The organism is Oleiphilus messinensis, assembly GCF_002162375.1.
GTDB classification, from domain to species: Bacteria; Pseudomonadota; Gammaproteobacteria; order Pseudomonadales; family Oleiphilaceae; genus Oleiphilus; species Oleiphilus messinensis.
In genome coordinates, this window is record NZ_CP021425.1 from 1,506,301 (window position 1) to 1,530,370 (window position 24,070).

A 24,070-nucleotide genomic window follows, 5' to 3' on the forward strand; every position below is an offset into this window, starting at 1 on the left:
CATATTCCGCTTAGGGCATCTCTGATTAATTAACAAAAATGATATACCATACCCCAAACAACAATAAGCTGGTTTGCACATGAAACAACAGAGTCTGGAAGCGACAGGGTTTGAGGTTTACCGAAAGAAAACCCGAAAAGAGATTTTCCTTGATGAAATGAATCAAATCATTCCGTGGAAGGAATTGAGTGACGCAATAAAACCCTATTATCCAAAACCTCCGAAAGGCGCAGGACGCAAGCCAGTCGGTTTGGAACGTATGCTTCGTATTCATTTCCTCCAGCATTGGTTTGAGTTGTCGGATCCCGGTGCAGAAGAAGCACTCTATGACTCAAGAGCAATGCGTCTTTTTGTTGGGATAGATTTGGGCAAGGAACCTGTGCCAGATGAAACGACTATCTGTAAGTTTCGCCATTTGATGGAGAGGCATAATCTTGGTGGTGAGCTGTTTCGTTTAGTGAATGTTTATTTGGAGGAGAATGGTTTAAAGGTATCACGAGGCACGATAGTTGACGCCAGCATTATCAACGCACCAAGCTCAACCAAGAACAAAGACAAACAACGCGACCCGGAAATGAAGCAGACTAGGAAAGGCAACCAGTGGTATTTTGGCATGAAAGCACACATTGGTGTGGACAGCAAAACCAAGCTGATTCATTCGGTTGTCGTGACACCTGCAAATGTTCATGACTCTCAGGTGCTGGAAGATTTACTTCACGGAGATGAAACTCGATTATGGGGGGATTCTGCTTACGCTGGCCTAAAGGAAGTGCTTAAAGAGCGAGCTCCCAATGCCAAAGATTTCACTCAGAGAAAGGCGTATCGCAACAGGCCGCTTTCAGATCAGGAAAGATCGTCAAACCGATTCAAATCGAAAATACGGTCTCGTGTTGAGCATGTATTTGGCGTGCTGAAAGGCCAGTTTGGTTACAAAAAAGTGAGATACAAAGGGTTGGATAAGAACGCACATGCGGTATTTACAAAATGTGCGTTGGCGAATATTGTGCTTGCCAAAAGGCATTTGCAGCCAGTTTAACAGGCAAGTTGCGCCTTGTAGGCGCGTAACGGCCACATAAGGTGGCAAATCAGGAAGAAGACCCGCTGATTTTGACGAGATTTGCCGAAAGTGGGCTTCGTCTATAAATATGGCTGATTAATCAGGCCTTCCTTAGGTAAGAGGTTTGTCAGTTTTTCTGAGCGATGTATCATTGCTGCTTTTGTGAAAATATTAAGCCGGTGAAATAATTATCTTTGAACAACTACGCTTGAATACCCTTCCAGTCCAATTCAAGATCGAGTATTTCTATACTTCGATTGAGGATATGATTTGCTTTAGGTCGTGATACGGTGGCGTACTCGTCAAGGTAAGTAAAGCAAACTCCCTCAAATTTTTGACAAATACAGTCATCAGAGTCATTGTCCAAATAAATGCAAGCTACATCAATTCCAGAGCTTTCCATGCTAGCGAGATCATTTAATATGCTAGTGTACTCAGACACTTCCAATGAAAGAGCTTGCAAGCATGCATCAATAATTTCTTTTTCGTCTTGAGTCAGACCGATATTTTCTAAGCAGGTTTGAAATTTCATATGTTGTTTTATCTCTTGAATAAATGCCATTTATTTAGGGTGAAAGTTTGTTATTTCTTTAGATGCTCTGTCGAGATATACCCTGAATGTTATCCCGTTTTGCTCGGCAGTGTAGGCAGTTTTTCCCTCTGTTATGGCACTTTGATATTCTTTTTTTGCAGCTTTTAAACCGATCGAATACATTTCATCGTCAGAATATATTTTGGGGTCATATACGGTTTTCGGCATCTTATACTCTTTTATCTCACCGGTATAGTTCCCCGCCCGATCCTGTTTTTTATACCCATATCTGTACTGAGTAATCCCTTCTTGGACTGGTTGCGAATCAATTATCTCCAAATCATCTGCATGTTTTTTTGTTGCATCTAAAAACTGAGACTCGTTGTGTGCACCCTTTATTCCTTTAGGTCGTTCGAACCCATCATAATTGGCAAGGTGATTCTTTGCATTTGGAGATACTGTTATTTCGAAGGCTTCTATTGAGTGTGCCAATTCTTTTTTTGGCGGTTGCCCTGAAACTTCAACAACAGTCTCGCCATCGGTGATTTCTTTTGCCGACGGAACTTCAACCATATTTGGTTTTTCTAACTTAACCTTAATAAAACTATTGGTTTGCCCCGATTTCTGCTTGAAGCGATACTTGCCTTTGAGCTGAGTAGCCAGTTTTTTGAATAAGGGTTGCAGTTTGGCCAGGGATTTCATCATGCGGGCTTTGGACGCCGCCACTGCGGCAGTACCAGCACCGCCGGTCGCGGCGGCCAGGACTGCCCCTAGCACAATCTCAAACGCAGCACCCCCGGCAAATTCTGCCCACTCCAAAGTGTGTTGACTGGCGGCATATTCAGAGGCAAAGTCTTTGAGGATGGCTTGGGTTTCTGCGTCTTCGTAGATCAGGCTGGCGATTTCAAAGGCTTCAGCCATCTGTTCACGACTGATTTGCGCCGGATCAAAGCCTAAAACGTTAATCAAGTCCTCATGATTGGCTTGTTGATAGTTATCGACAAAGATCCCGATCCAGTCTTCATCTTCCGTTGTATAAGCCGCTTTAGCCGCGCCGTAGGCTTTGTTGAGCATGGATAAGGGATGAGCCGCTTTGACCACATCATAGGCGAACATGACCAAGCCGACACCGGCGTTGAAAAATCCCTTTTCGGCGTGAGCTTCGACGACGATAGCTTTTTCCAACGGGTTCATGTTCGCGAACTTGGCTTCATATTCAGCCGCTTCGGCCTTTTCTTCTGCTATGACTTCGGCGAGTGCGCTGGTGATTTGTGCTCGAGTTGCCGCTATTGCGCCATCATCAGGCGCTTCGCCAAATTCCACCGCCACTGCGCCGGGTTCCAGGCCATCCATATGGTAGCTGCCCTGGCTGTCCAGGGTTCCCGACTGTTCGGAGCCATCGTTCAGGAAGGTTACCTTGAAAGGCAGGCCGGATGCGGGTTTGGCATCTTGCCGCTCGCAAAACAGATCGAGTGTATGTTTTTCAGTGTCTGAGTTTGTTTCTGAGGCGTTGGTCGCTTGGTTGTTTTCACTCTGAGCTTGTTCGCTTTTCAGTTCATCGACAAAACGGGTATGCCGGTTGGCCAACATGTCTGTTCGCGATGATGTAGCAGATGCTGCACTGCTGGTCGAGGACGTTGCACTTTGTGTATTAGTAGAACCATTGCCAGCTCCCGATTTGTCCCAGGTTCGGCGGACGGCTTTGCGCTGTTGGGCATCGACTCTAATCGCTCGTTGCCGTAATAAGCTGCCATAGCTGACTTTATCCAGCAATGTACCGTTGAACATGGCGGCCCGGAATGGAAAGCCGCTGCCACCCCCGAGTAGTGGCCCTACGCTTCGCCCTTGGCCCAGTTGTTCTTCCTGATAATCCAGAAGTAAATCTTCGCCTTCACAGAGTGTACTGTTGTAGTCATCGGGCGCGAGGGTGTTCGGATTTTTTTGAAAATGGGAAAGTACTGCAAAGCCCTTGGTTTCTTTAAACGCATCAACCCGTGCGCTCTGGCCGCAGTTGAGCTCGGTCTGTGCATGCTGCCAAAGGTCATATCCACCTGCTCGAATAATAGTAATGCGACCGTCGACCATTGCCTCGGCAATTGTCTGGAATAGTGCACTACGGGAGGTGGGTGTGCCGGAATGGTTGTGCAGCAATTCGTGGAGCTGATCTTCGCTGCCGAATTTGAAGGTGACTGAATCGAGAAACGTCAAACCCTCCTGAACATCGGAAACAATGCAGAGCCCGGGAATGCCCTTTTGTTGGAGAAATTGAGCCGAAGGCGGGAACAGATAATAAACGGTGTCGAGATACACTACTTCCACTGTAGGGTGCATTTTATTTCCTTTGCTGCTAATCCATTCGGTTGGGCCAAGTCACTTTGGCAAGGGTGAGATTATAAAGCGCATTATGCAATTGGCAAGGAATTGGATCAGAATCTCGCGTCTCCGGGAATGCGGAACGTCATCTGATTGTTCAGCCAATCGTGATCGGATTGTTTGTTCTGTAATCTGAGTCTCAGAATTGTACAAGTGTACACAATACAATGGCCGGATAACGATTATAGCGCCTGCTTTACATGGCGAGGTTCAGAGAGATCACTGGTTAACACTTCCAAAATAATATTAATCCGAGGAGAGTAACGTGATCAGAAGTCGCAAAACAGCGCTCGCATTGGCCTGTATGATCCCTTTGGGCGCACATGCTGAATTACAAACATTGGATGATAATACCCTGGGGACCCTGACCGGCCAGGCGGGTATTACCATTGAATTGAATCAGGCGAGTGTGTCAATCGGTGAAGTAGCCTACCAGGATGAAGGCTTTATCTCGATTTCCGGCGTTGAAATCGGTGGTGATACGCTATTTGATGGTGCCGATAACAGTTCAAATTATTTAGATGATATCGTACTGCATGTCGATGTAGCTGGCGCTACTCCGGGGCTGGGTGCTGCCAATCTGGGGCTGGCGGACCTGGGGGCGACGGTCACTGGATCTGCGAATGAGACGGCAGTTGCCGTTGGAAACGGTGATTTGGTCATCTCTCTGAGGCCAAAATCCGGGTCGACTATTGACTTTGGAATGGGCATCTCCAAAGTAGCCTTGGCGGGATCGGGTTACGTCAGTAATCTGGGCGATATTCAATCTGAGATTGATGCCGGCGGTGCAACCGTGCTAATGCAAGACATGAAAATGACCGGTAAGATCGGTTTGGTTGATATTGTGGTCAAAAACGATAATTCCGGTGTGAATATCAATGCCTACTTCAATAATCAGGGCGAGGTTGTCAGACCGCTCCTGAATTCCCGTGAGAACTTCAGGCTGCATAACAGTCGCGGCGCGGATCGGATTGAGGTTGGGGCAGAATCCTATGCCCATGCCCAATTGCAGATATCTCAAGGGGTGACATCGGGCGGTGCAGACGCACTTGCGTTGAATATTCAGGATCTTTCTGGAGATATGGATTCCACTAATATCACTTACGGTTCACAGCCTGCGATTGGTAACGTCTACACCACTGATTTTCGCTTGAGTGCGGAAACCGTGATCTACGGGCACTAATCTACGGCTATTAAGCGCTCTAGAAAGCAGAGGCACCACAAACGGTGCCTCCTGCTGTGGTCAGGATTACACTAAAGCTGGGCTTGCTTGCGACTGTGGTTCAGCGGAGAGCCTGCCGTAGACTTCCATGCAGTACTGTAGCCAGCCACGCACGAAATCACAGGCTGGTCTGCCACGGCCCATCGCTTCATGATGACAACCGCCACCGCATTGGTAGCGTGCCCAGCAAGTGTTGCAGGGGGATTGTTTGTGCACATGGCGGTTGGTGAGCCAGGTTGATTGGCGCTCGTGGTCAACGCCACCGACCACGTCACCCAGCAGGCCGGGGGCATCGTCGACAAAGCGATGACAGGCATACAACTCACCAGTCGCAGAAACACCCATGTACCCTGCACCGGCACCACAGGGGTAGGGGCGGTGTGTACCTTTGCCGATTTCTCGCATGGCGTTCAGCAAATTTGCGAACCCGTAAAACTTACCCTGTCTGGCATGCGCTTCAAACGTATCACCACAGGCAATCATCTCGGCGAGCATTATTTCCAATTCAAGCACACCCATTTCCGAGCTGCCGTTGGGCGCACTGAGCATAGGCGAGAAGCCTACGGTGTAAAATCCGGCCTCAAGCAAGGCTTCCAGAACCGGTTTCAACGTCAGGTTTTGCGGTGTAACAGTTACACGGGCCGTTACCTGCATCTTGTCCTGATGTTTCAATAGAGGCTGTACTCGGGCCATGATTTTATCGAAGCTCCCTTGTCCACCTTTGTACGGGCGCAAGCGGTCATGGGTGGCACCGATACCATCCAGGCTGATGGTGACAGCAAATCCGTTGGCTTCGAAAAAATCACTGTCTGATTCCGTCAGCAGCGTGCCATTGGTCGTAATCGAGAAACCGAGTGTGATATTTTTTACTTTCGCCCGACTTTGCGCGTAGTTTGTTGTCGCTCGCAAGGTGCTGCGATTTACCAGTGGCTCGCCGCCCATAAAGGCAATATTGGCTTTTCCACCCTCCGGAGTTTGTGCGAGTAATTGATCCACCGCAGTCTGTGCAATTTCCGCACTCATATTTTTGGGCGCACTCCCGAAATCCCCTTGTTGGGCATAGCAGTATGTACATCCCAAATTGCATTTTTGGGCGATCGCTAACGAAATGGCATGCAACGGTATGTCTTCCGGTGCTTCGTCATCGATCAACGGAGTGCTTCTTAGTCCCAGCTCGGACAGCAATTGCGACTCTGTACCCTGTGCCAGTGCAGTTTCAATTTTCCGTTCAAGTTCGGGCGTCGTCGTAAATAGCTGACTCCCATTCACCACGAGTAACTGTCCGGCAGCGTCAGGCTGGTTTCCCGGATGCCAGGCATGTAAATATTTCGATTGCGGTCGAGAACCCAGCATATAGTGCCGGGCCAGTTGCAATGCCGGATTATCGGTCTCACGACTTATCAGGGACATCCCGTCCTCCTAACTGGAATTGCAATAGAGATTCCCATTCGGTGAAAAGTTCCTGATAGTTGATGAGCCTGTTGTCTTTGTAGTCGTCGACAACATAATTTCCGGTGCGTTTTTTCTGCATCCAGTTATCCCCCCGGCTGCCCCCGTTGTCAGCGGGTTCGACGTTAACGTAATCGGGGCGACTGGATGCCCAGTAGTAACAGACGCACTCACGAAAATCATTCTGCCAGGGGGAGCACAGCCCCTGTGTGAGTTCGCCGGGACTGGCCAGCGCCTCGGAAATCATGGTGGAGTCCGATTCAAAAAAGTCTCGTACTTTTAATTGCGCGGTGATGGTCTGATCTTCCGGGATATCAGCCAGAACTTGATTTTCGAGCATTTTTTCTTTGGTAAACCGACAGGTCAAATACTGGCCTTTGTGTTTCCAGATGGCCGAGAGGGTATTCGACCATTCCAGATTGACCACGCCATCCGGGTTGTCATCGGTGCCCAATGGGCCAACTGTGCTGCCATCTGGAGACGGGCCAATGGCCTGAACCACAACAGCACGGGTCTCGATCTCACCGTCTTCATTCGGGATGTCGATACTCAATAGTCGATGGCCCAGGAGGTGTTCATATTCGGGGCTGGTTTCGAGAACATAATTGTCGTGCTCCACCAGTGTAATGCCTTCGAAGGCGCGCTTCCACACGCTGCGAAAGTCCAGCTCGAGACCCGGACAACAGTTGCCTACAGAAGATGAAATATGAGTGTTGGCCGGATTCCCGGTACCCCGATAATGTAATTGAGCGGTCAGATTCATGGGGGTAAGTCCCGTGTCTTCCGGTGTCGGAGGGGTTTCGAACATATAACCCCGGCCCGCATGTTTGATCGTATTGAGCTGGCGATAGGTCAAGGCCAGATAACGGGCATCGGCACCGGACATCATCGCCGGCATTTTCCGCCGGCCTTTGGTCGTAAGATCTGCCACTTCGTCCGGCATGCGCAACAAGTCGTGGAACCAAGGGGGCACACCGCCGCTTAGTGTGGTGTAGAGTTGCTGATGCAGCGCCGTAATAGAGAGCGTATCAATAGTATGTTCTGTCATTATCGGATCGAGCGGTCGGTTCAGGTCCTCTGAATCGTTGCCCGACATGGTGTCAGCCCGATTGGGGCGCCCGTTTTGAGTATCGCCATTCAAGACAGAAAGGTTCATGAAGCGAACCGTTTCGTATGCTCGGCGAACGATATTCTTGGCTTCCTGCAAGGCAACATCACCGGGTTGCTCTACTTTGGGTCCCAGTAAAACTTGCTTTAAGTCATCTTCAATTGTTCTGACAAACTCGGAGTCGGGGGCAAAAATAGGGGGGGCAGCACAAAAGCGTGCTTTTGCATTAAAGTGCACCGTACCTTCGTCATCAACCAGTTCCAGAGTCACGATGCCGTCACAAGCATCATCGAGGTAACCCCTTGCCGGTTGCGGGTTTTCATAATAGTTGAAGTAAGGGGCCTTTCCGTAGGCGGCATATAATCCTTGAGCCAAGGTATTCAGCGTTGCCTGATCGTCCCGGTATTTACCGTTCCAGTTGCCTCTGTGGCTGTCGTAAACGGTTCGTTCCGGGGGGATATCAATATCCGAATATGCAGGGCCACCCATTTCCTGAGGGATTTCGATATCGGGATCGTCGGGCAAAGGGGTACTCCCGTAGACGAGCCCTTTACCGGGCGTGAAACGCAGCCGAATTTCAGGGAATTCACAGGTTGGGCGCAGAAACTGGATATGGCCAAAGGGTATGTATTTTGGTTGGCCATGATCATCATTGATGAAGTGGGCGCAGCGACCCTGCAGCAGGTGTGTGCAGTGATCCGTAACACCGTCCAGATGTGCGATGACTTTATCATCGGGATCGTTGGTGCGGCGAAACACTTTGAAGTTGCCCGCTTCAATATGCCAGCGAGGGGTTAAGCCGAATTGCTCCAGAATATCTTGGGTCAGCGGTTCAAGGTACTTGTGATCCTGATCGTTCTTGAGGGCAACGAAGGCTTCGATGAATGGCGCGACCGGACGGATTTTATCGCCGCTTTTAAATTCCGGCGGTTGTTCGCTGGGTGGCAGTTTGCCTGTTATTGCACCGGATTCCGTGTCCACCAAGAGTGTTTCTGCGCGCTGTACTTTGCGAAAATCCAGAGGGGCTTCCGGGTCGGTTACAATCTCGTAGTTATCCAGTGGTTCCTGCGCGGAGCCCAATCGACCAATTGCCAGTGTCGGCAGTAAGCTCAGTGATTTAATTTTCATGCGTTCATGCTCCTTTCGGTCCGGGCCGCTTCCAGTACGGTGGCCAACCACTTTTCACAATCTTGATCGGCGTTGTTGAGTGCGTAGAGATAGTCTCGATCCTGTTCTGGCAGTTCGTGTTTCAGCAACTGCTCACGTAAATCCTTGCAGGCATGAAGAATATCCCGGTACTGTAACCAGCAACTGATTGCGTTTTCCGGTAGTTCCACGTTGTAAGGCATTTGAAAGGGCGGGCCCGCAGGTTGAAATGGAGTATCAGGGGCGGGATTTTCGTGTAGAGGCTGACGAACCAATATGCCGGAAATAGCCTTCAGGTTATACATTTCGCAGAAGGCACGGTGCAATACAGATTGATAGTTACCCGGTGACTTGTTTGGGTTGAGTGCTCTGGCCAGGCGAAATGAGTGGGATAAGTAGGTCAGAAGCAGTCGGTAGCGCAGGTTGAACAGGTCGGCCCATTTTATGGATTCGGGGTGGGTAATGGTTGTGGTCTTTCTGTATGAGTCGCCACTCACCTTGCCCTCATCGTGGAATGTAGTGGGGTTGATCGGCAGGTTGCGGGCAGGTTGCAGGCCATTAGGAAAGTGTGCCTTAAACTCCCGGTAGATACGCAAAAAACGCCGGAAATGGGATTGCTCATCACTGGAGTGGGCTGCTTCGCCCTGTTCAGCGATTTGTTCCAGAGCATCGATAACTTCATCACGGTTGGAGACCGGGACGACAATGACATCCGCTGTCGTTGGGCAGGTATGCGCAGGTTTAGGGGATGGAGGGTTGTCTGGTGCCAGGTGAAAAGGGGCATCCAGACCGGAAACCTCGCCGTGGTTACAGGCCCAGGCCCCCCAGCTTGCCTGTTGGCTGAAGGTATCTGCCTGAAAGTCGTCGTCAGATAATTTATTCGGATCTTTGAGGATGGCCAGAATCACTTTGAAGAGCGCCGCGACCGAATTGACATTCGGGTTTGGGGGGATCGGGCGCTTTTGCAATCGTTGCAATACTTCATCCTGATCATCCTTTTCACCCCAGCCGATTGGCGCTTCGGTGTAGACGTACTTGGCCAGAGAATCCAGCGTCAGGGGTTCCAGCTCGAACGGGAATGGATAGAACTTGTGATCCCACGGATAGTCTTCACGATCAAGACTGATCGACCCCCCCAGGCAAGTGATAACGTTTTGAACCGTGATCAGGTGGCCCATTTCCTCTTTGGCTATACTCAATATCGTTTGCTGCCATTTCCGGACCATTTTTCGTTTGTCTTCCGGGACCTGACTGCCTCCAAGGGAGTACGCAGCATAAAGGTACTGCACCATGAGTGCATGCTCAATACCGGCATCAATCTTCAGCAACATCAGCAGGTAATCACGCCATGTAAAGGCGCTGGGTTTTCCGAGTTGACTGTCATGAAGGTGTTCGGCGAAAGGGAATGTCTCCAGATTCTGGATCAATCTCGAATGCATTGTGAGTTCCTTGGCTAGGCTTGGTTTTTGCCGCCCCACGTTTTTATATGGATGCGATGAATGGTTAATAATTAACCGTAGAAGAGGCCTGTATTTTGGGCAAGAAAATAACGAAAAAATTTGGTGGTTGTGTTCAATATGGAATGGAATATAAAATTTGGATAATTCTGAATGCGATATCGTTGTTATAGGTGGTGGGCCCGCCGGATCGACGATTGCCCGTCAACTGGCCCGGTATGGTTATCGGGTGTGTCTACTGGAAAAGAGCCGTTTTCCCCGAAATAAAGTGGGCGAGTCATTGCCACCGGGAATCTTGCCCGTTTTGGACAGTATCGGATTGAGATCCCGGATCGAAAATGCCGGTTTTTTGCGACCTTCCCGCGCCCGGGTAGTCTGGTCCACGGGCACGGATGAATTGCGGAATCAAGCGGGCGAGCCGGGGTTTCAAGTTTGTCGGGCCAAGTATGATGCGATTTTACTCGATGAGGCCGTGCAATGCGGCGTACAGGTCATGCAACCGGTTCAAATTGAATCGATCACTAAATTGGAAGAAAACCATTGGATGGTTACTTTTTCCGTTGAAGGTACACATCATCGTGACTCAAAACGAAGTGAACTTCGCGCCCGGTTTCTGGTCGATGCATCCGGCAAGAAGGGCGTTTTAAAATCACTGGTAAGCGGTCGGATGCGGCGCCTTTCGACACCAACACTGGCGCTCTATGGTTACTGGTCACCAGGCCGGGAGCATTCCATCGAGTCCAGAATTGAAGCGGGTAATAATGCCTGGTTTTGGGGGGCTGTTCTTCCCGATGGTCGGATAAACAAAGCCGTGTTTGTGAGTGCAAACTCATTACAGATTCAGCGCGATGAGCGCAAGCATGAGGCGATCACCAGACTGTATCTCGAAAAACTGGCAGAATCCCGGTTGTTGCATAGGTTTGGTTCTAAATGCCTTGGGCCGGTTGTCGCCTGTAATGCCTCAAGCTATATTGCCGAGCAGAGTGTCGGAGATGATTTTATTCGCGTCGGCGAAGCCGGGTTGGCCATTGATCCACTTTCTTCCCAAGGTGTGCAAACGGCCATGAACTCTGCAATTCAAGGGGCAATTGTCGTGCACACCTTGTTGCAAAAGCCGGAAGCGCGGGATCAGGCTAAACAGTTTTTCGAAGCGAGACAAACAGAGACCGCCCAGCGAAACATGCAGTGGTCCAAGGCGATGTATGCCGATCAGAATGTCGTTGAAGATTCAGAATTCTGGCGGCAACGGGCTCACTATCCGGTGAGCATTCTCCCTGATACAGGGCATAAGGAAGATCCAAGGTTTGCCGAACCCAATAATACCCCTCTGAGCTTCGATGTTGCTGTCAAATTGAGTGACTGGCTTGTAATTGAACCGACTCCCGTTATTAGCCAGAATGTGATTACAGAGCGAGCTGCAGCTGCCCATCCAGCATTGCCCAGACCGGTGGCATTTCTAGAACAAGTGGAACTGGTGCCATTATTGGCAACTGTCGTTGCTGGCGAGCACTTGGGTATGATAGTTCGTCGCTGGACCAATTGGATGCCCTTGCAAAAGAGTCTGGATATTGTCTTGTGGTTGTGGCGGCATCATATTCTTGTTCCGGTTTGATGCGGGTGAGGGCTGGTGAGTATACTGTGGCTTAACCGATACAATAGAAAGTTGAATTGAATGAGCAAAACGATGATGGATCAAGCTCGCGCCCTGTTGCGTGAATTATATGGATATGATGATTTTCGAGGCGAACAGCCGCACGCTATCGAAAGCCTGCTAAACGGTCGTGATACCTTGGTTATCATGCCGACCGGCGGCGGTAAGTCGATGTGTTACCAGATACCCGCCCTATTGCGAGAGGGGGTGGGCATTGTTGTGTCGCCGTTGATTGCGTTGATGCAGGATCAGGTTTCGGCCTTGCAACAATTGGGTGTACCCGCTGCTTTTTTGAATTCAACGTTGCCACCTCAGGCGCAGCAGGATGTGTTGCATGCCCTGCAAACCCAACAGATTAAACTGCTTTATATCGCCCCTGAGCGTTTATTGCAGTCTGCAACACTAGAGCAGTTCAAGTCTTTTCGCGTAGCCCTGTTTGCGATTGATGAAGCCCATTGTGTGTCCCAGTGGGGACATGATTTTCGTCAGGACTATCTGGCATTGGGTGTGCTTAAGGATCACTTTCCGGATGTACCCGTGGCAGCGCTGACGGCAACAGCGGATCAACGTACTCGCGAAGATATCGCACAGCGCCTGCAGTTGCATGAGCCCACGACACTGGTCGGCGGATTTGATCGTCCGAACATTCGCTACAGTGTGATGCCAAGGGCCAATGCCCGTCGACAGTTGCTGAATTTTCTGGATCGTTTTCCAGGTGATGCGGGCATCGTTTATTGCCTGTCCCGGCAGAAAGTGGAAAAAACGGCACAATGGCTGGTTCAGCAAGGCTATACCGCATTGCCCTATCATGCAGGACTGCCCGCGGACATGAGGGCGGAGCACCAACACCGTTTTTTGAATGAAGACGGGGTGATCATGGTTGCAACTATCGCTTTTGGCATGGGGATCGACAAGCCGAATGTTCGTTTTGTAGCCCATCTGGATCTACCCAAGAGCATCGAAGCCTATTATCAGGAGACGGGCCGGGCGGGGCGTGATGGTGAGCCTGCAGAAGCATGGATGATCTATGGGCTTCAGGATGTTGTGAGATTGGCTCAGATGGTGGATCAATCGGGTCTGAACGACCAAATGAAACGATTTGAGCGTCAAAAGTTAAATGGGTTATTGGGGTGGTGTGAAGTTGCACGCTGCCGACGCCAGGCGCTCTTGGCGTACTTTGATCAAGCCGCACCGGATCATTGTGGAAACTGTGATATTTGCCTGAATCCACCGGAAATGTGGGACGGTACCGAAGCCGCCCAGAAATTATTGTCCGCAATCTATCGCACCGGACAACGCTTTGGTGCAGGACATGTACTGGACACCTTGATGGGCAAAGTGACTGAAAAGGTCACTCAAAATGGCCATGATCGCCTCAGTACCTTTGGTATCGGACAGGAGCGGGCCTTGCCAGATTGGCAGTCCGTATTACGACAGCTTTTGGTACACGGATTTGTCCATATTGATGCTGACCGATTTGGTGCAATACGACTGGATGAGTCGGCCAGACCGCTATTACGGGGCGAGGTCAGACTTCAATTGCGCAAAGATCTGATCAAAGCCGAATACATGAGCTCCGAGAAAAAAACAGGTAGTGGTACCCGCGAAAAAATGGATATTGCGCCCCAGGATCAGCCATTATGGGAAGCGCTGCGGGCTTGTCGAAAACGTCTTGCAACTGAGCATGGCGTGCCACCGTACGTGATTTTCCATGATAAGACATTGGCCCTGATGATCGAGCATCGCCCGCAGAGCCTGGAGGATATGGCGCAGTTATCCGGAGTTGGACAGGCCAAGCTGGAACGCTATGGCCAGGCTTTTCTCGATCAGCTCCAGATGACCTGATTGCGCCCCTGATTTTTGGCTTTGTACAGGGAGTTGTCCGCCAATTCGACGAGAGAAAATGCATCAGATTCTCGTTCTGCAATCAGAGTTGCGCCCCCGGCACTTACGGTAATGTATTGGCTGGTGGGGGAGAATGCATGTGGGATTACCAGTTTTTCGATTTTAGCTCTTAACTCATTCAGTAATTGCGCCGCACCTGTCTGGTCGGTATCGGGAAGGAGCACGACAAACTCTTCTCCGCCATAGCGGGCAACATTGTCACTGGGACGATTAAGATTGTTGCGCAAGGTTTTTGCGACGATGCGTAACACAGAATCACCACCACCGTGACCGTAGTTATCGTTGTATTGTTTGAAGTGGTCCACATCAATCATGGCTAACGAAATGGGCAGGCCACTGCGCTGTGCTCGCTGCCACTCCGTGAGTAAAGCTTCTTCGAAACAGCGGCGATTGGCTATATTGGTCAAGCCATCGAGATTGACTAAATCCTCCAGCAGTTTGCGTTGACAAACCATTTGCATATGGTTGTCGATACGGGCTTTGACCAATGTGTGCCTGAAAGGTTTGGTAATATAATCCGATGCCCCCAGTAGCAGGCCTTTCTCTTCATCATCTACAGAATCCAGTGCGCTGATAAATATCACGGGTATGCTGCTGGTTACGGCGTGAGCTTTGAGGTCACAGATGATTTCATAGCCATTTTGTTCCGGCATGATAATATCGAGCAGAATCAGGTCAGGGCGGTGCTGAATTGCGCGTTCCATAACTTGCTGCCCGTTTTTGGCCAGTATGACCGTGTAATCGGCTTGCAGAATATCAGCCAATACTTTTCGGTTAGATCGTTCATCGTCGGCGATGAGCACTTTTTGCTTGGTCGCTTTTGCGATATTCATAGCGAGAAGCTCATCCATGATTGGAAAAATTCGTGGGTTCAGTTCACTCTGCAGGGTTGCCTGGTCAGGTAACCTTCTCTGCGAGTGCTTCGGTTATCGCTTTAATGATAGTCAAAGCAGAGCCATACTCAACATCCTCGATATAAAATTCCAGTTTCTCCAGATAGGGCAGGTATTCCGGTTCCGGCAGACAGATGTAAAGTTCTCGTAGCAGGTTTTCTGCGCTGGCATCGTCGGCTTGCAGCAGTAATTTCATCTGTTTAAGAATGGAGAGTCCTTTGTTTTTGTCGGGAAGTGAGCTGGTATCCGGGCTCGGCTTCGGGTCTGGCAAATTAGCCAAGCCTTCCGTGACTTCACGAAGGGCCGCGATAAACTCGATCAGTTGGACACTAAAGTCCGCAACATTGGAGCGAATAACGTGTTCAATCTCCTTTGCCGTCTCGGCCAGCCGGTAAGCGCAGAAGTAGATCGCGAGCGGTTTGATGGTGTGTGCCAAGTCGGCGATTTTCGTGGGGGTAAGTGTGCACTCTTCTTCGGGCTTTTCGTTCTGTTCCAGGAATCCGGCGAGATTGTCTGGAAGTCTGTGATAGTTTGTATAGAAGTTTTGCAACAAATTGAGCAGCAAGCGATGATTGTTTCGGGTGCTTGCGATTGCGCCTTCAATATCAATGCCCGGTAGCCTTTTCGGCAGGTTTGGCCGGGCCTCGTTGGTCAATGCCGGTTTTTCACCGGTATTTGGTTTAATCTGTTCGGTTTCGATCCATTTTGCCATTAAACGGTTCAGTTGATCCGGGTCAACGGGCTTCACCAGGTGATCATTCATACCCGCATCCAGGCTTTTTTCCCGGTCGCCGGACATCGCATGGGCGGTCATCGCAATAATCGGTAGCTGTGCAAACCGGCTATCGCTTCTTATAATCCGGGTAGCGGTTAAGCCATCCATTTCCGGCATTTGCACGTCCATCAAGACCAACTCGTAGGGTTGTGTTTTGATCATTTCAATTGCCACTACACCATTTTCGGCAATATCAACAATGACACCGCTGTCCTCAAGGAATGACAACGCCACCTCGCGATTCAGTGCATTGTCTTCTACCAGCAGTATACGTGCCCCCTTGATGTCATCCAGGCCATGTTTGCTTGATGGCCCCGAAGGCATCCCGTCTTTAAGGTTGTTTTTAATTTCACCGGTGGTGAGTACGCTGTTAATGGTATTGAACAAGATGGATGCATTGACCGGTTTGATCAGGAAACCGTCAAGCCCCGCGCCTTCCGCCAGATGCATGACTTCTTCGCGGCCAAATGCCGTAACCATGAGTATCTTGGGCAACGCCCCCAGACCCTGAATGTTTTTGATGCGCCGGGTGGTTTCGATTCCGTTCATTTCCGGCATTTTCCAATCCATCAGAATCAACCTGAATGGATGACCCCGGTGGGCGGCCGCTTCGAGTTTGTTAATGGCTTCCCGCCCACTGGCAGCCTCTTCAACCCTTAGGCCAAAGGACTCAATCTGATTGATCAGAATGGTTCGGGCGGTTTCATTGTCATCAACAACCAGAACTTTGATGTTACCCATTTCAAGAGGGAATTGTCTGATGGATTCTTCTGGATGTGCCAAGCCAAATTGCGAGGTAAAAATAAATTCACTGCCCTGACCGGGAAGACTTTCAACGTGGATTCGTCCATCCATCATTTCAACCAACTGGCTGCAAATTGCCAGCCCCAAACCGGTACCACCATATTTTCGGGTCACGGAACCATCGGCCTGGGTGAAAGGTGAAAACAGATTTTGCAGATCCCGCTTCGAGATGCCGATACCCGTATCTTTCACTGAAAAACAAAGCTCGACACTGTCTTCCGTGCGGTTAAGCATACTAACGGAAATGATGACTTCACCGCTTTCTGTGAATTTTACTGCGTTGTTTGCGAGATTTATGAGAACCTGACCTAAACGTAACGGATCGCCTTCAAGCTCTTCCGGTACATTGGGGTCCATGTGGTAAATGAATTCCAAGCCCTTGGTGTCGACTTTTAACGAAATAACATGGGAAATATTGTCCAGAACTTCGTGTAAATTGAAGGGGATTTTTTCCAGTGACAGTTTTCCGGCAGCAATTTTTGAGAAGTCCAGAATGTCATTGATAATACCCATCAGCATGTCAGAGGATATTTGAATTTTTTCAATGTAACCCCTTTGCTTGGTGGAGAGTTCAGATTTCAGCGCCAAGCGGGTCATCCCCAGAATGGCATTCATAGGAGTTCTGATTTCGTGGCTCATCCGTGCCAGAAAATCGGATTTGGCCCGATCGGCTTTTTTCGCTTCCTCTGTTGCAAGGTGCAGCTCTTCAGTGCGTTCGGCGACCTTGCGTTCCAGTTCCTCGTGGTAGCTCAACAACTCAGTCGCCATGCGCTCCAGTGTTCGCGCAAGGAAACCGACTTCATTATGCTGGTTCAGCGCCCCGTTCATCCCCTCCACCTCTGTAAGGTGATAATTACCACTGGTGATTGCATCAGAAGCGCGTGAAAACACGGTCAGCGGGGAAATCACTTTTTTCCGGAAAACCAGATACAGCATAATCATCTCTACTGCGAGGGAGATCAGTCCGAGCCAGAGGATGAAGTGAGCTGTTTTGAGCGCCACCGATGTCAGGAGTGTCTTGGGATAGACTGTGACAAAGTACCAGTCGGGGCCATTGATGGGGGCAATCGCAAGGATATTGCCGTTGGTCTGGTCATTCAGAAGAAACACCTGATCCGGATTATCGACTAACGCCGCTTTGATCTGTGTGTGCATGTCGTTGAGTTCGGGGTCATCAACGTCTCGAATAAACAGTTGGCCTGAAGCCTTACGCAGCGCTTCGGTCTGTTCCGGGTGGGCAATCAGGCGACCGTCATTTCGAAAAATAAAATTATAGGTGCCTTCCAGGCGATCATTAAAGGTTCGTTCGAATAGACTGTTGAGCAAGATATCGTGGCCGAGGTTGAGCAGATAGCGGTTATCCTGATCTACCGGCGTGATACAGGAGACCATCCACTCATCGACAGTGTGATCATAGTAAAGTCCCGTCCAGACCGATTCTCGTTCGGGATTATGGGTTTTGTCCGCGACATAAAACCATTCTTCAGTCGTTATATTAAAGTCAGCTTCCGCATGCAAACCCCATGGAAGCCCTGGCCAGTAACCAATCACAACATTTTCCGGCATGGTGATGTAAAAGTTTGGAAAGCGGTTCCCCCAAGCTTCGCCAAACCGGGAGATGAGCCAATATGACATCAACAGACGTTGCCGGAATTCATTTTCCTGTACCGGGGCGCCGGGGCCGACGAATCCGGATATGGAGTGACTGCGACTGCCATCACCCCGGTCGACACCATCAAACACGGCCTGCGGGATTCGGGTGGTGCCGTCCGGGAAGGGTTCAAATATTCGATTAAAGCCCGTCGCTGGCTGATCCTGGTTTGCTAACCAGAACTCGCTAAACGCGATTTTGGCGGTCTGGTGGTTATCCTCTGCCAAACTGAAAATGGCGCTCTCTTTCTGCCCGCGTTCCGAAATATAGTTTTTCAGCCCATCGTAAGTTTGTTCTTTCAGGCTACTGAAAATATGCCAGTAACTGATTCCGGTAACAACGAGAACCACAATCGTTATCCGGATTGCAAACTGGAGGAGCGTGGAGGCAGCAAGTGATGCTGAAAAAAAGTGACTTGTTTTTTTTATCATAGCGGTAGATTTCACGGAGCGATTTGACGATTTCCGTTCGTTAAAGTGACTTAAAATCCATATTGTGCTCTACCACTCTTTTACGCTGTCCTGATCGACAGTGCAACCGCACTACCCGAAGCAATTGGTAGAATCAATGAGTTTTTAGTATAGGAGTCGTTGTGTTGAATTGCCATGACCTGTTTAACCTTATGTGTACAGACTGATGGCGACATTGAACCTGTTCGTGAACGAGCACACACAATCCGGAACAATACGCGCAAGTCAAGGCTGATACCCGGTATCAAGATAATAACAGTGCAACGCTCAGGCCGCCCGCGACAGCAATAGTCAATGGCAGTGTTACCGGTTTAAACAGGTTTCGACCACTGAATAACCCGGCCATGAAGGCTTTAACGACGCTATTCACCGCTGCTGCTATGAGTATTGCGATGGTCGCTGTTTCGAGGGTTATTGAATTACCCGCCTGGCGTGAGAGGGTGAGATTGATCGCATCCACATCGGTGATGCCGGAGATCATCGCCAGAATATAGATGCCTGTATCTCCAAACGTTTCATTTAACAGGTGTGAAAGCAGGATGATAACCAGTAATACGATGGCAAAACCAAGTGCGGCGAGCATTTCCAGAGGATTTTGTTTCAGTTCGACCGCATCATTTAACGGTGCTTTAAAATTTATCCACATGTACAGCGCAGGAATATAGGTGAGTATCATCATGGCGATACCCGGAATGAGTAAGGCATTGCCCAGTTCGTTATTGATTAACGTGCAGACGATAAGCAGTCGGGGGAACATGGTTCCGCATGCTGCAAGAATGCCGCTCGCCAGCAGGTTGCTGTGATTCGGATTGTCTTTTGCCATTTTGGCATAGTGCAGGGTGAGGGCGGTTGAAGAACTCAAACCGGCAAACAGGCTGGTAAATAATATTCCCCGGGAAGCGCCGCCAATGCGTACCGCGAAGTAACCGATGAACGAGATGCTGGCGATGAGCACCACCATCCACCATATTTCATAGGGATTGAAGGCCTGCCAGGGGCCAAACCCTTCATTTGGCAGCAATGAGAGCATGACCACTGAAATTAACAACAGTTTCAGGGCTGCATCCAGTTCGTTATCCTGAAGTTTGGTGAGTAAACCGTGTATCTCTTGCTTGTTGTCCAGAATGAGTGCGGTTATCACTGCTGTGCAGGCTGCAGTAGTCCAATAGCCCTCAACGGCCAATACCCCGAACAGGAACGTCAGCAACGTGCCGATCAAGCTGGTGATACTGAGGTCATTACTCTGGCTTTTGCTGCGATAATAGGCTGTGCAGATCACTGCGGCTAACCCCAGGAGCGTGGCAATCACAATCCACTGACCGTAGGATCGACTCAACATGGCACAAACACCGCCCAGCAGGCCGACCAGAGTATAGGTTCGCACCCCCGCGACCCGCTCGCCAGCGGCTTTATTGCGTAATGTCCAACCGCGTTGAATGCCGATGAGCAGGCCGAGTGCCAATGCTATGCTGAGGCCGATCAAGTCGTTTGTTTGCAGGTCCATGTCGCTATAAAGTCCATTAAAGGGTCATGTTCTCGGAGATTCAGCGCTTTCCCAGACTGTTTTCCAGGCGTTCACAAACGGTTTCCAGTACTTTTATGCGCGCAAGTTTTTTGTCGTTGCCCGGGATCAGGGTCCAGGGAGCGTAGTCTGTACTGGTCCGTGCGACCATATCATTGATCGCAAGTTCATAGGCTCCCCACTTCTCACGATTACGCCAGTCTTCATCTGTGATTTTGTGCTGTTTGTACGGTATTTGTTCTCGCTCTTTGAAGCGCGTGAGTTGCTCGTCGGGGTCAATGTGAATCCAGAATTTCAGTAGATTGAAACCATGCTCGGTAAGCTGCTCTTCAAAATCATTGATTTCAAGATAAGCCCTGCGCCACTCTGGAGCGCGAGCAAAGCCTTCAACACGCTCGACCAGTACTCTGCCATACCAGCTGCGATCATAAATGATCATACGTCCGGCACGGGGAATATGACGCCAGAAACGCCACAGATAATGGTGGGCGAGCTCTTCATCTGTCGGGGCTGCTATGGATATAACCTGGGCAATCCGCGCATCAACTGCATTCATCACCCTGCGAATGGCACCGCCTTTTCCGGCGGCATCCCAACCCTCAAATACCATAACCGTGGTCTTTTGCTGATGGTAGGCTTGCCAGCTTAACTGCGTCAGTCGGTTTTGCAATTCATCAAGACGGGACGAATAGGTGTCTTTTCCCAGAGACTGGCTCAGGTCAATCCCGTCGAGAATTGTTTTATGAGTACCCGCTGGTGGTACCAGGCGCGCGACACTATCTCCGTCGGAACAGATTTCTGTCTGTTCGACCATCCCCTCCAGGGCTTTCAAAATGGTCTGCGCAACCGTCGCATCCCGATATCGTGCTTCTTCTGCTTCTACGATAAGCCACGGGGCGTTGGCATTATCGGTCATTCTGATTGCCCGTTCCGCGGCCTGAATATACTTCTTGTGGTTGTCATGCAGTGCCAGATCCATTTTTGACACCATCCAGCGGGTCTTTTTTTCTTTTTTCACGCGTTTGAACCGGGAGCGTTGAATGTCTTTCGACATATGCAGCCAGAATTTGAGGATTAATGCGCCGTCTGCTGCAAGGCTTTCTTCCAGGCTGCTGATGCGCTTCATGTGCACATCGAAATTGCGGGCACTGAGTTTGCGAAAGGTGCGCTCATAAAGTGTACCGGTGTACCAGGAGCTGGAAAATATACCGATTCGACCTCGTGCCGGCAGACTCATCCAATAGCGCCAGAAACGGGGGCGTTCGTGTTCCGCTTCAGTTTTATGACCAAAGGCGTGGACTTCAAGGCCCCGGGTGTCGAACCATTCGTTCAGGCGATTGATTAATTCACCTTTGATACCGTTATCAACCCCTTCAACAATAATGATGACGGGTCGTTTTTTGGCGGAAAGCTTGAACTGTTCCTGCAAAAGCGCAGCACGAAGCGGTGTGACCAAATCTTTGAATGTTTTTTTATCCAGCTTTCGACCTAATTCCGCTGCCTCGAACATAAGGTGTGTGCTCCAGTGCTGTGATGAGGGTAAACAGTTCGTTAACACAAAGCTGCAGGGCTCCTTATCACAGAATAGTTCAAAACACGGGAGAGATGACCGTTCGGCGTTTGATTTACATCATGCCAAGGTAAAAAAAATAACAGAGATTTAATCAATCTGTAAATCGAATGCCAAGGCGATATGCCAGGAAAAACAAGACACCCTGTTCACCTTGTTACCTCAGCGTTTTGGCCAAAAACGGGCCTGGTTTTAGTATGAATATTCTAATTTAAAAGTTTATCGTCAATCGTGAATTAGGGACTGAGAGCAAGAGCGCTTTCAAATATTCTGTGTGCACCGTTGTAAGATGGGAGAATCAAAAAATGGGCAAACTGACGTCAATTCAAGAGCAAGTTCAAGAGTCAATCGAAAAAGCAATCAACATGATTGAAGAGCAGCACAAGTCGCTGGCTCAGAAGTCATTCGAGTACGCTGAAAAAGTAGAAGCTGAAGTTAAAACCTACTCTTTCAAAAATCTGGAATCTGCACACAATGATGCAGCGACCAGCGTTTACGAGTTCGTTCGTGGTATGAACAAGAAAGTTGGTGAGTACACCAGCGATCTGTTGGGTAAAGTAGACAGCACGATCGAAGGTGAAGCAACTGAAGAAACTGAAGAAGTTGCGGAAAAAAAGCCAGCTAAGAAAGCAGCTGCCAAGAAAGAAGAAGCATCAGAAGAAGCGACAGCTTAATACTGTCTGATTCTGGAAGCGCTAAACTCCCGAAGCGATGATATGTGAATATCAGGCATCGGGAGTTTGTGAAAAACCCACGATTGTGGGTTTTTCTGTTTAAGCTTCGCCCTCAGGGAATTTCGGGTATAGGGAGTGTCGGGTTCTTTCGGGTCAGGAATTCCACCCGATTGATATCGTCGAGGTAATCCTGCCGAATGGATTCCATAATTTTTTCCTGCTTTTCGATTTCGGATTTCAGAGATTGAATTTCAATTTCGATGTCATCCATTTTAGTCAGCAGTTTTTCTGGAATGGTTTTGCCAGATCGCTCTCGCTCTGCTGCATCTTCCTGGATGTCTTGCAATTCGCTTCTCAGAGACGAAATTGTGCCCTGTTTTAGCTGTTTGACCCCTGACATATCCCGTAGTTTACGGGTCAAGGCTTTGATGACATCATCCGGGTGGCTGTACATGCGAAGCAGCTGTCGGTCAATTTTATCCTGCTCTTCTTTTCTTCGTTTAGCGACTCGATCATCACGCCGTTGCTGACGTAAATCGGCCTTTTCCTCTTCTGTCAGAGCAGGAGGGATGGTTTCAAGGACGCGACCTTTGATGTTCAATATCTCATAGCCGTTTTTCTGGAACTCCTTTGGAATACTTACGCCCAGCACGATAACACCTTCGTTATTTTTATAACGATACAATACCTTCGCTGCCGATGCAGGTTCAATCGACGCGAGAAGTAAGCTGAGTACAGGTATAAAGGTTAGTTTTCTAAGACGCACGGGTAACTGCATGATCGGCCATAAAATGAAATACTGTTACAAGCATAACAGATATTCACTATCTTAAAAGAGGCCGTAACACCCGCATCAAATCTACCCTGATTTTCGGTTTAAAACGGCGCTATTGAAGCTGTTTCGGCAAACCCTGATAATATCGCGCTCGAGTATCCAGAGGTGTGGCCCAAAATAGTCGAAAACATGAATCGCACAATTGTCGCAGTAAGATCGGACAATCGTGTCAGTTAGAGAGTGTCAGTAAAAGGACTGGAATGGAATTTCTATTTGAGCAACTATTGTTGCTATTTGTATCCGTTATCGCTAACGGTCTATCCGCATTAGCGGGTGGTGGTGCAGGATTGCTTCAGCTTCCTGCATTGCTTTTTTTAGGGCTTGCGTTTTCAACGGCACTGGGCACGCACAAAATTGCCAGCGTAGCCCTTGGGGTGGGGGCGACCATCAGACATATTCGGGAAAAGCGACTGGATTTCCGGTTTGCGGGTTATATTCTGGCAGCAGGGTTGCCCGGTGTCGTATTGGGGGCAAACGTTATTCTGGCCATTCCAGATCACATCGCCCGGTTCGTGTTAGGAGTGGTCACGCTGGGGTTGGGGTTGTACTCCCGGTTTTCCCCCTCCCTGGGCATGTCGTCAGAGGTTAAAAATCGTAACACGGCTGGCTGGATAATCGGGGCGGCAGTGTTGTTTTTTATCGGGTTTCTGAACGGTTCCATTACCTCCGGAACCGGGTTGTTCGTTACCTTGTGGCTGGTGGTGTGGTTTGGCCTGGATTACCAACGTGCAGTGGCTTACACCTTAATCCTGGTCGGGTTGTTCTGGAATGGCATAGGGGCGGTCACTCTGGCCTTGCAAACCCCGGTACAGTGGAGCTGGTTGCCGGCATTAATTGTTGGCGCATTGGTGGGAGGCTACCTCGGTGCACACTGGTCAATTGCCAAAGGCAGTCAATTGGTCAAACGTATGTTTGAGATTGTCACCGTCTGCGTCGGGCTTTCGTTGATTGTTGATGGACTCGTTTGATTTGATAG

At 49.5% G+C, this 24,070-nt stretch carries 16 protein-coding genes; 6 read left to right on the forward strand and 10 right to left on the reverse strand.

The annotated features are described in order from the left end of the window. The first annotated feature begins 79 nt into the window (after nucleotides 1–79). Entirely contained in the window at nucleotides 80–1,036 is a 957-nt protein-coding gene (locus OLMES_RS06565; protein WP_087460528.1) for an IS5 family transposase, read from the forward strand. Nucleotides 1,037–1,259: 223 nt separating this feature from the next. Here OLMES_RS06565 and OLMES_RS06570 read toward each other — a convergent pair whose 3' ends face one another. Beyond that, nucleotides 1,260–1,589 (reverse strand): hypothetical protein, encoded by a 330-nt coding sequence (locus tag OLMES_RS06570; protein WP_157678191.1) that lies wholly within the window; start codon nucleotides 1,587–1,589, stop codon nucleotides 1,260–1,262. Nucleotides 1,590–1,619: 30 nt separating this feature from the next. Next, entirely contained in the window at nucleotides 1,620–3,920 is a 2,301-nt protein-coding gene (locus OLMES_RS06575; protein ID WP_087460530.1) for a CdiA family toxin C-terminal domain-containing protein, read from the reverse strand. A gap of 307 nt (nucleotides 3,921–4,227) precedes the next feature. Here OLMES_RS06575 and OLMES_RS06580 point away from each other — a divergent pair, with 307 nt between their 5' ends. Beyond that, the gene (locus OLMES_RS06580) at nucleotides 4,228–5,145 is read left to right on the forward strand and encodes a DUF6160 family protein (protein ID WP_087460531.1); all 918 of its coding nucleotides are present in this window, start codon (nucleotides 4,228–4,230) and stop codon (nucleotides 5,143–5,145) included. A gap of 66 nt (nucleotides 5,146–5,211) precedes the next feature. Here OLMES_RS06580 and OLMES_RS06585 read toward each other — a convergent pair whose 3' ends face one another. From OLMES_RS06585 to OLMES_RS06595, 3 genes are read right to left on the reverse strand one after another with little or no spacing between them, the layout of a single operon-like run. Beyond that, nucleotides 5,212–6,594, reverse strand: coding sequence for a radical SAM/SPASM domain-containing protein (locus OLMES_RS06585; RefSeq protein WP_087460532.1), 1,383 nt, complete (start codon nucleotides 6,592–6,594; stop codon nucleotides 5,212–5,214). After that, entirely contained in the window at nucleotides 6,575–8,869 is a 2,295-nt protein-coding gene (locus OLMES_RS06590) for a S1 domain-containing protein (protein WP_087460533.1), read from the reverse strand. The genes OLMES_RS06585 and OLMES_RS06590 overlap by 20 nt, the downstream gene beginning before the upstream one ends. Then, nucleotides 8,866–10,326 (reverse strand): ferritin-like domain-containing protein, encoded by a 1,461-nt coding sequence (locus OLMES_RS06595; protein ID WP_087460534.1) that lies wholly within the window; start codon nucleotides 10,324–10,326, stop codon nucleotides 8,866–8,868. The genes OLMES_RS06590 and OLMES_RS06595 overlap by 4 nt, the downstream gene beginning before the upstream one ends. Nucleotides 10,327–10,483: 157 nt before the next feature. Here OLMES_RS06595 and qhpG point away from each other — a divergent pair, with 157 nt between their 5' ends. Together qhpG and recQ are read left to right on the forward strand one after the other, a co-directional pair. Next, nucleotides 10,484–11,956 carry a flavin-dependent monooxygenase QhpG gene (qhpG, locus tag OLMES_RS06600; RefSeq protein WP_087460535.1) on the forward strand — a complete coding sequence of 491 codons (1,473 nt, stop codon included), beginning with the start codon at nucleotides 10,484–10,486 and terminating at the stop codon, nucleotides 11,954–11,956. Between the two features lie 72 nt (nucleotides 11,957–12,028). Next, nucleotides 12,029–13,840, forward strand: coding sequence for a DNA helicase RecQ (gene recQ, locus OLMES_RS06605; RefSeq protein WP_198343357.1), 1,812 nt, complete (start codon nucleotides 12,029–12,031; stop codon nucleotides 13,838–13,840). Here the strand turns inward: recQ and OLMES_RS06610 are convergent. The 4 genes from OLMES_RS06610 to pap form a co-directional block, all read right to left on the reverse strand. Continuing rightward, a complete protein-coding gene (locus tag OLMES_RS06610; protein ID WP_198343246.1) occupies nucleotides 13,822–14,751 on the reverse strand; it encodes a GGDEF domain-containing response regulator in 930 nt (309 codons plus the stop codon). The genes recQ and OLMES_RS06610 overlap by 19 nt on opposite strands. A gap of 46 nt (nucleotides 14,752–14,797) precedes the next feature. Beyond that, entirely contained in the window at nucleotides 14,798–18,454 is a 3,657-nt protein-coding gene (locus tag OLMES_RS06615) for a hybrid sensor histidine kinase/response regulator (protein WP_087460537.1), read from the reverse strand. Between the two features lie 283 nt (nucleotides 18,455–18,737). Beyond that, a complete protein-coding gene (locus OLMES_RS06620) occupies nucleotides 18,738–19,997 on the reverse strand; it encodes an MgtC/SapB family protein (protein WP_087460538.1) in 1,260 nt (419 codons plus the stop codon). Between the two features lie 40 nt (nucleotides 19,998–20,037). Next, nucleotides 20,038–21,525, reverse strand: coding sequence for a polyphosphate:AMP phosphotransferase (pap, locus tag OLMES_RS06625; RefSeq protein ID WP_087460539.1), 1,488 nt, complete (start codon nucleotides 21,523–21,525; stop codon nucleotides 20,038–20,040). A 365-nt stretch (nucleotides 21,526–21,890) separates the two neighbouring features. On the opposite strand from pap, the gene OLMES_RS06630 reads away from it, so the two are divergent. Further along, the gene (locus OLMES_RS06630) at nucleotides 21,891–22,259 is read left to right on the forward strand and encodes a hypothetical protein (protein WP_087460540.1); all 369 of its coding nucleotides are present in this window, start codon (nucleotides 21,891–21,893) and stop codon (nucleotides 22,257–22,259) included. A gap of 112 nt (nucleotides 22,260–22,371) precedes the next feature. Here the strand turns inward: OLMES_RS06630 and OLMES_RS06635 are convergent, their stop codons facing one another. Next, complete coding sequence (locus OLMES_RS06635) at nucleotides 22,372–23,025, reverse strand: coiled-coil domain-containing protein (protein WP_157678192.1); 654 nt, start codon at nucleotides 23,023–23,025, stop codon at nucleotides 22,372–22,374. 269 nt (nucleotides 23,026–23,294) lie between these two features. Between OLMES_RS06635 and OLMES_RS06640 the strand changes: the two genes are divergently transcribed. Then, complete coding sequence (locus OLMES_RS06640; protein ID WP_087460542.1) at nucleotides 23,295–24,062, forward strand: sulfite exporter TauE/SafE family protein; 768 nt, start codon at nucleotides 23,295–23,297, stop codon at nucleotides 24,060–24,062. Nucleotides 24,063–24,070: the final 8 nt, after the last annotated feature.

Coding starts and splice junctions, on each gene's coding strand:
- recQ (WP_198343357.1), top strand. CDS start 12,029: ATGATGGATCAAGCTCGCGCCCTGTTGCGTGAATTATATGGATATGAT.
- OLMES_RS06590 (WP_087460533.1), bottom strand. CDS start 8,869: ATGAAAATTAAATCACTGAGCTTACTGCCGACACTGGCAATTGGTCGA.
- OLMES_RS06630 (WP_087460540.1), top strand. CDS start 21,891: ATGGGCAAACTGACGTCAATTCAAGAGCAAGTTCAAGAGTCAATCGAA.
- OLMES_RS06595 (WP_087460534.1), bottom strand. CDS start 10,326: ATGCATTCGAGATTGATCCAGAATCTGGAGACATTCCCTTTCGCCGAA.
- OLMES_RS06620 (WP_087460538.1), bottom strand. CDS start 19,997: ATGGACCTGCAAACAAACGACTTGATCGGCCTCAGCATAGCATTGGCA.
- OLMES_RS06610 (WP_198343246.1), bottom strand. CDS start 14,751: ATGGATGAGCTTCTCGCTATGAATATCGCAAAAGCGACCAAGCAAAAA.
- OLMES_RS06585 (WP_087460532.1), bottom strand. CDS start 6,594: ATGTCCCTGATAAGTCGTGAGACCGATAATCCGGCATTGCAACTGGCC.
- OLMES_RS06615 (WP_087460537.1), bottom strand. CDS start 18,454: ATGATAAAAAAAACAAGTCACTTTTTTTCAGCATCACTTGCTGCCTCC.
- OLMES_RS06640 (WP_087460542.1), top strand. CDS start 23,295: ATGGAATTTCTATTTGAGCAACTATTGTTGCTATTTGTATCCGTTATC.
- OLMES_RS06575 (WP_087460530.1), bottom strand. CDS start 3,920: ATGCACCCTACAGTGGAAGTAGTGTATCTCGACACCGTTTATTATCTG.
- OLMES_RS06565 (WP_087460528.1), top strand. CDS start 80: ATGAAACAACAGAGTCTGGAAGCGACAGGGTTTGAGGTTTACCGAAAG.
- OLMES_RS06570 (WP_157678191.1), bottom strand. CDS start 1,589: ATGAAATTTCAAACCTGCTTAGAAAATATCGGTCTGACTCAAGACGAA.
- pap (WP_087460539.1), bottom strand. CDS start 21,525: ATGTTCGAGGCAGCGGAATTAGGTCGAAAGCTGGATAAAAAAACATTC.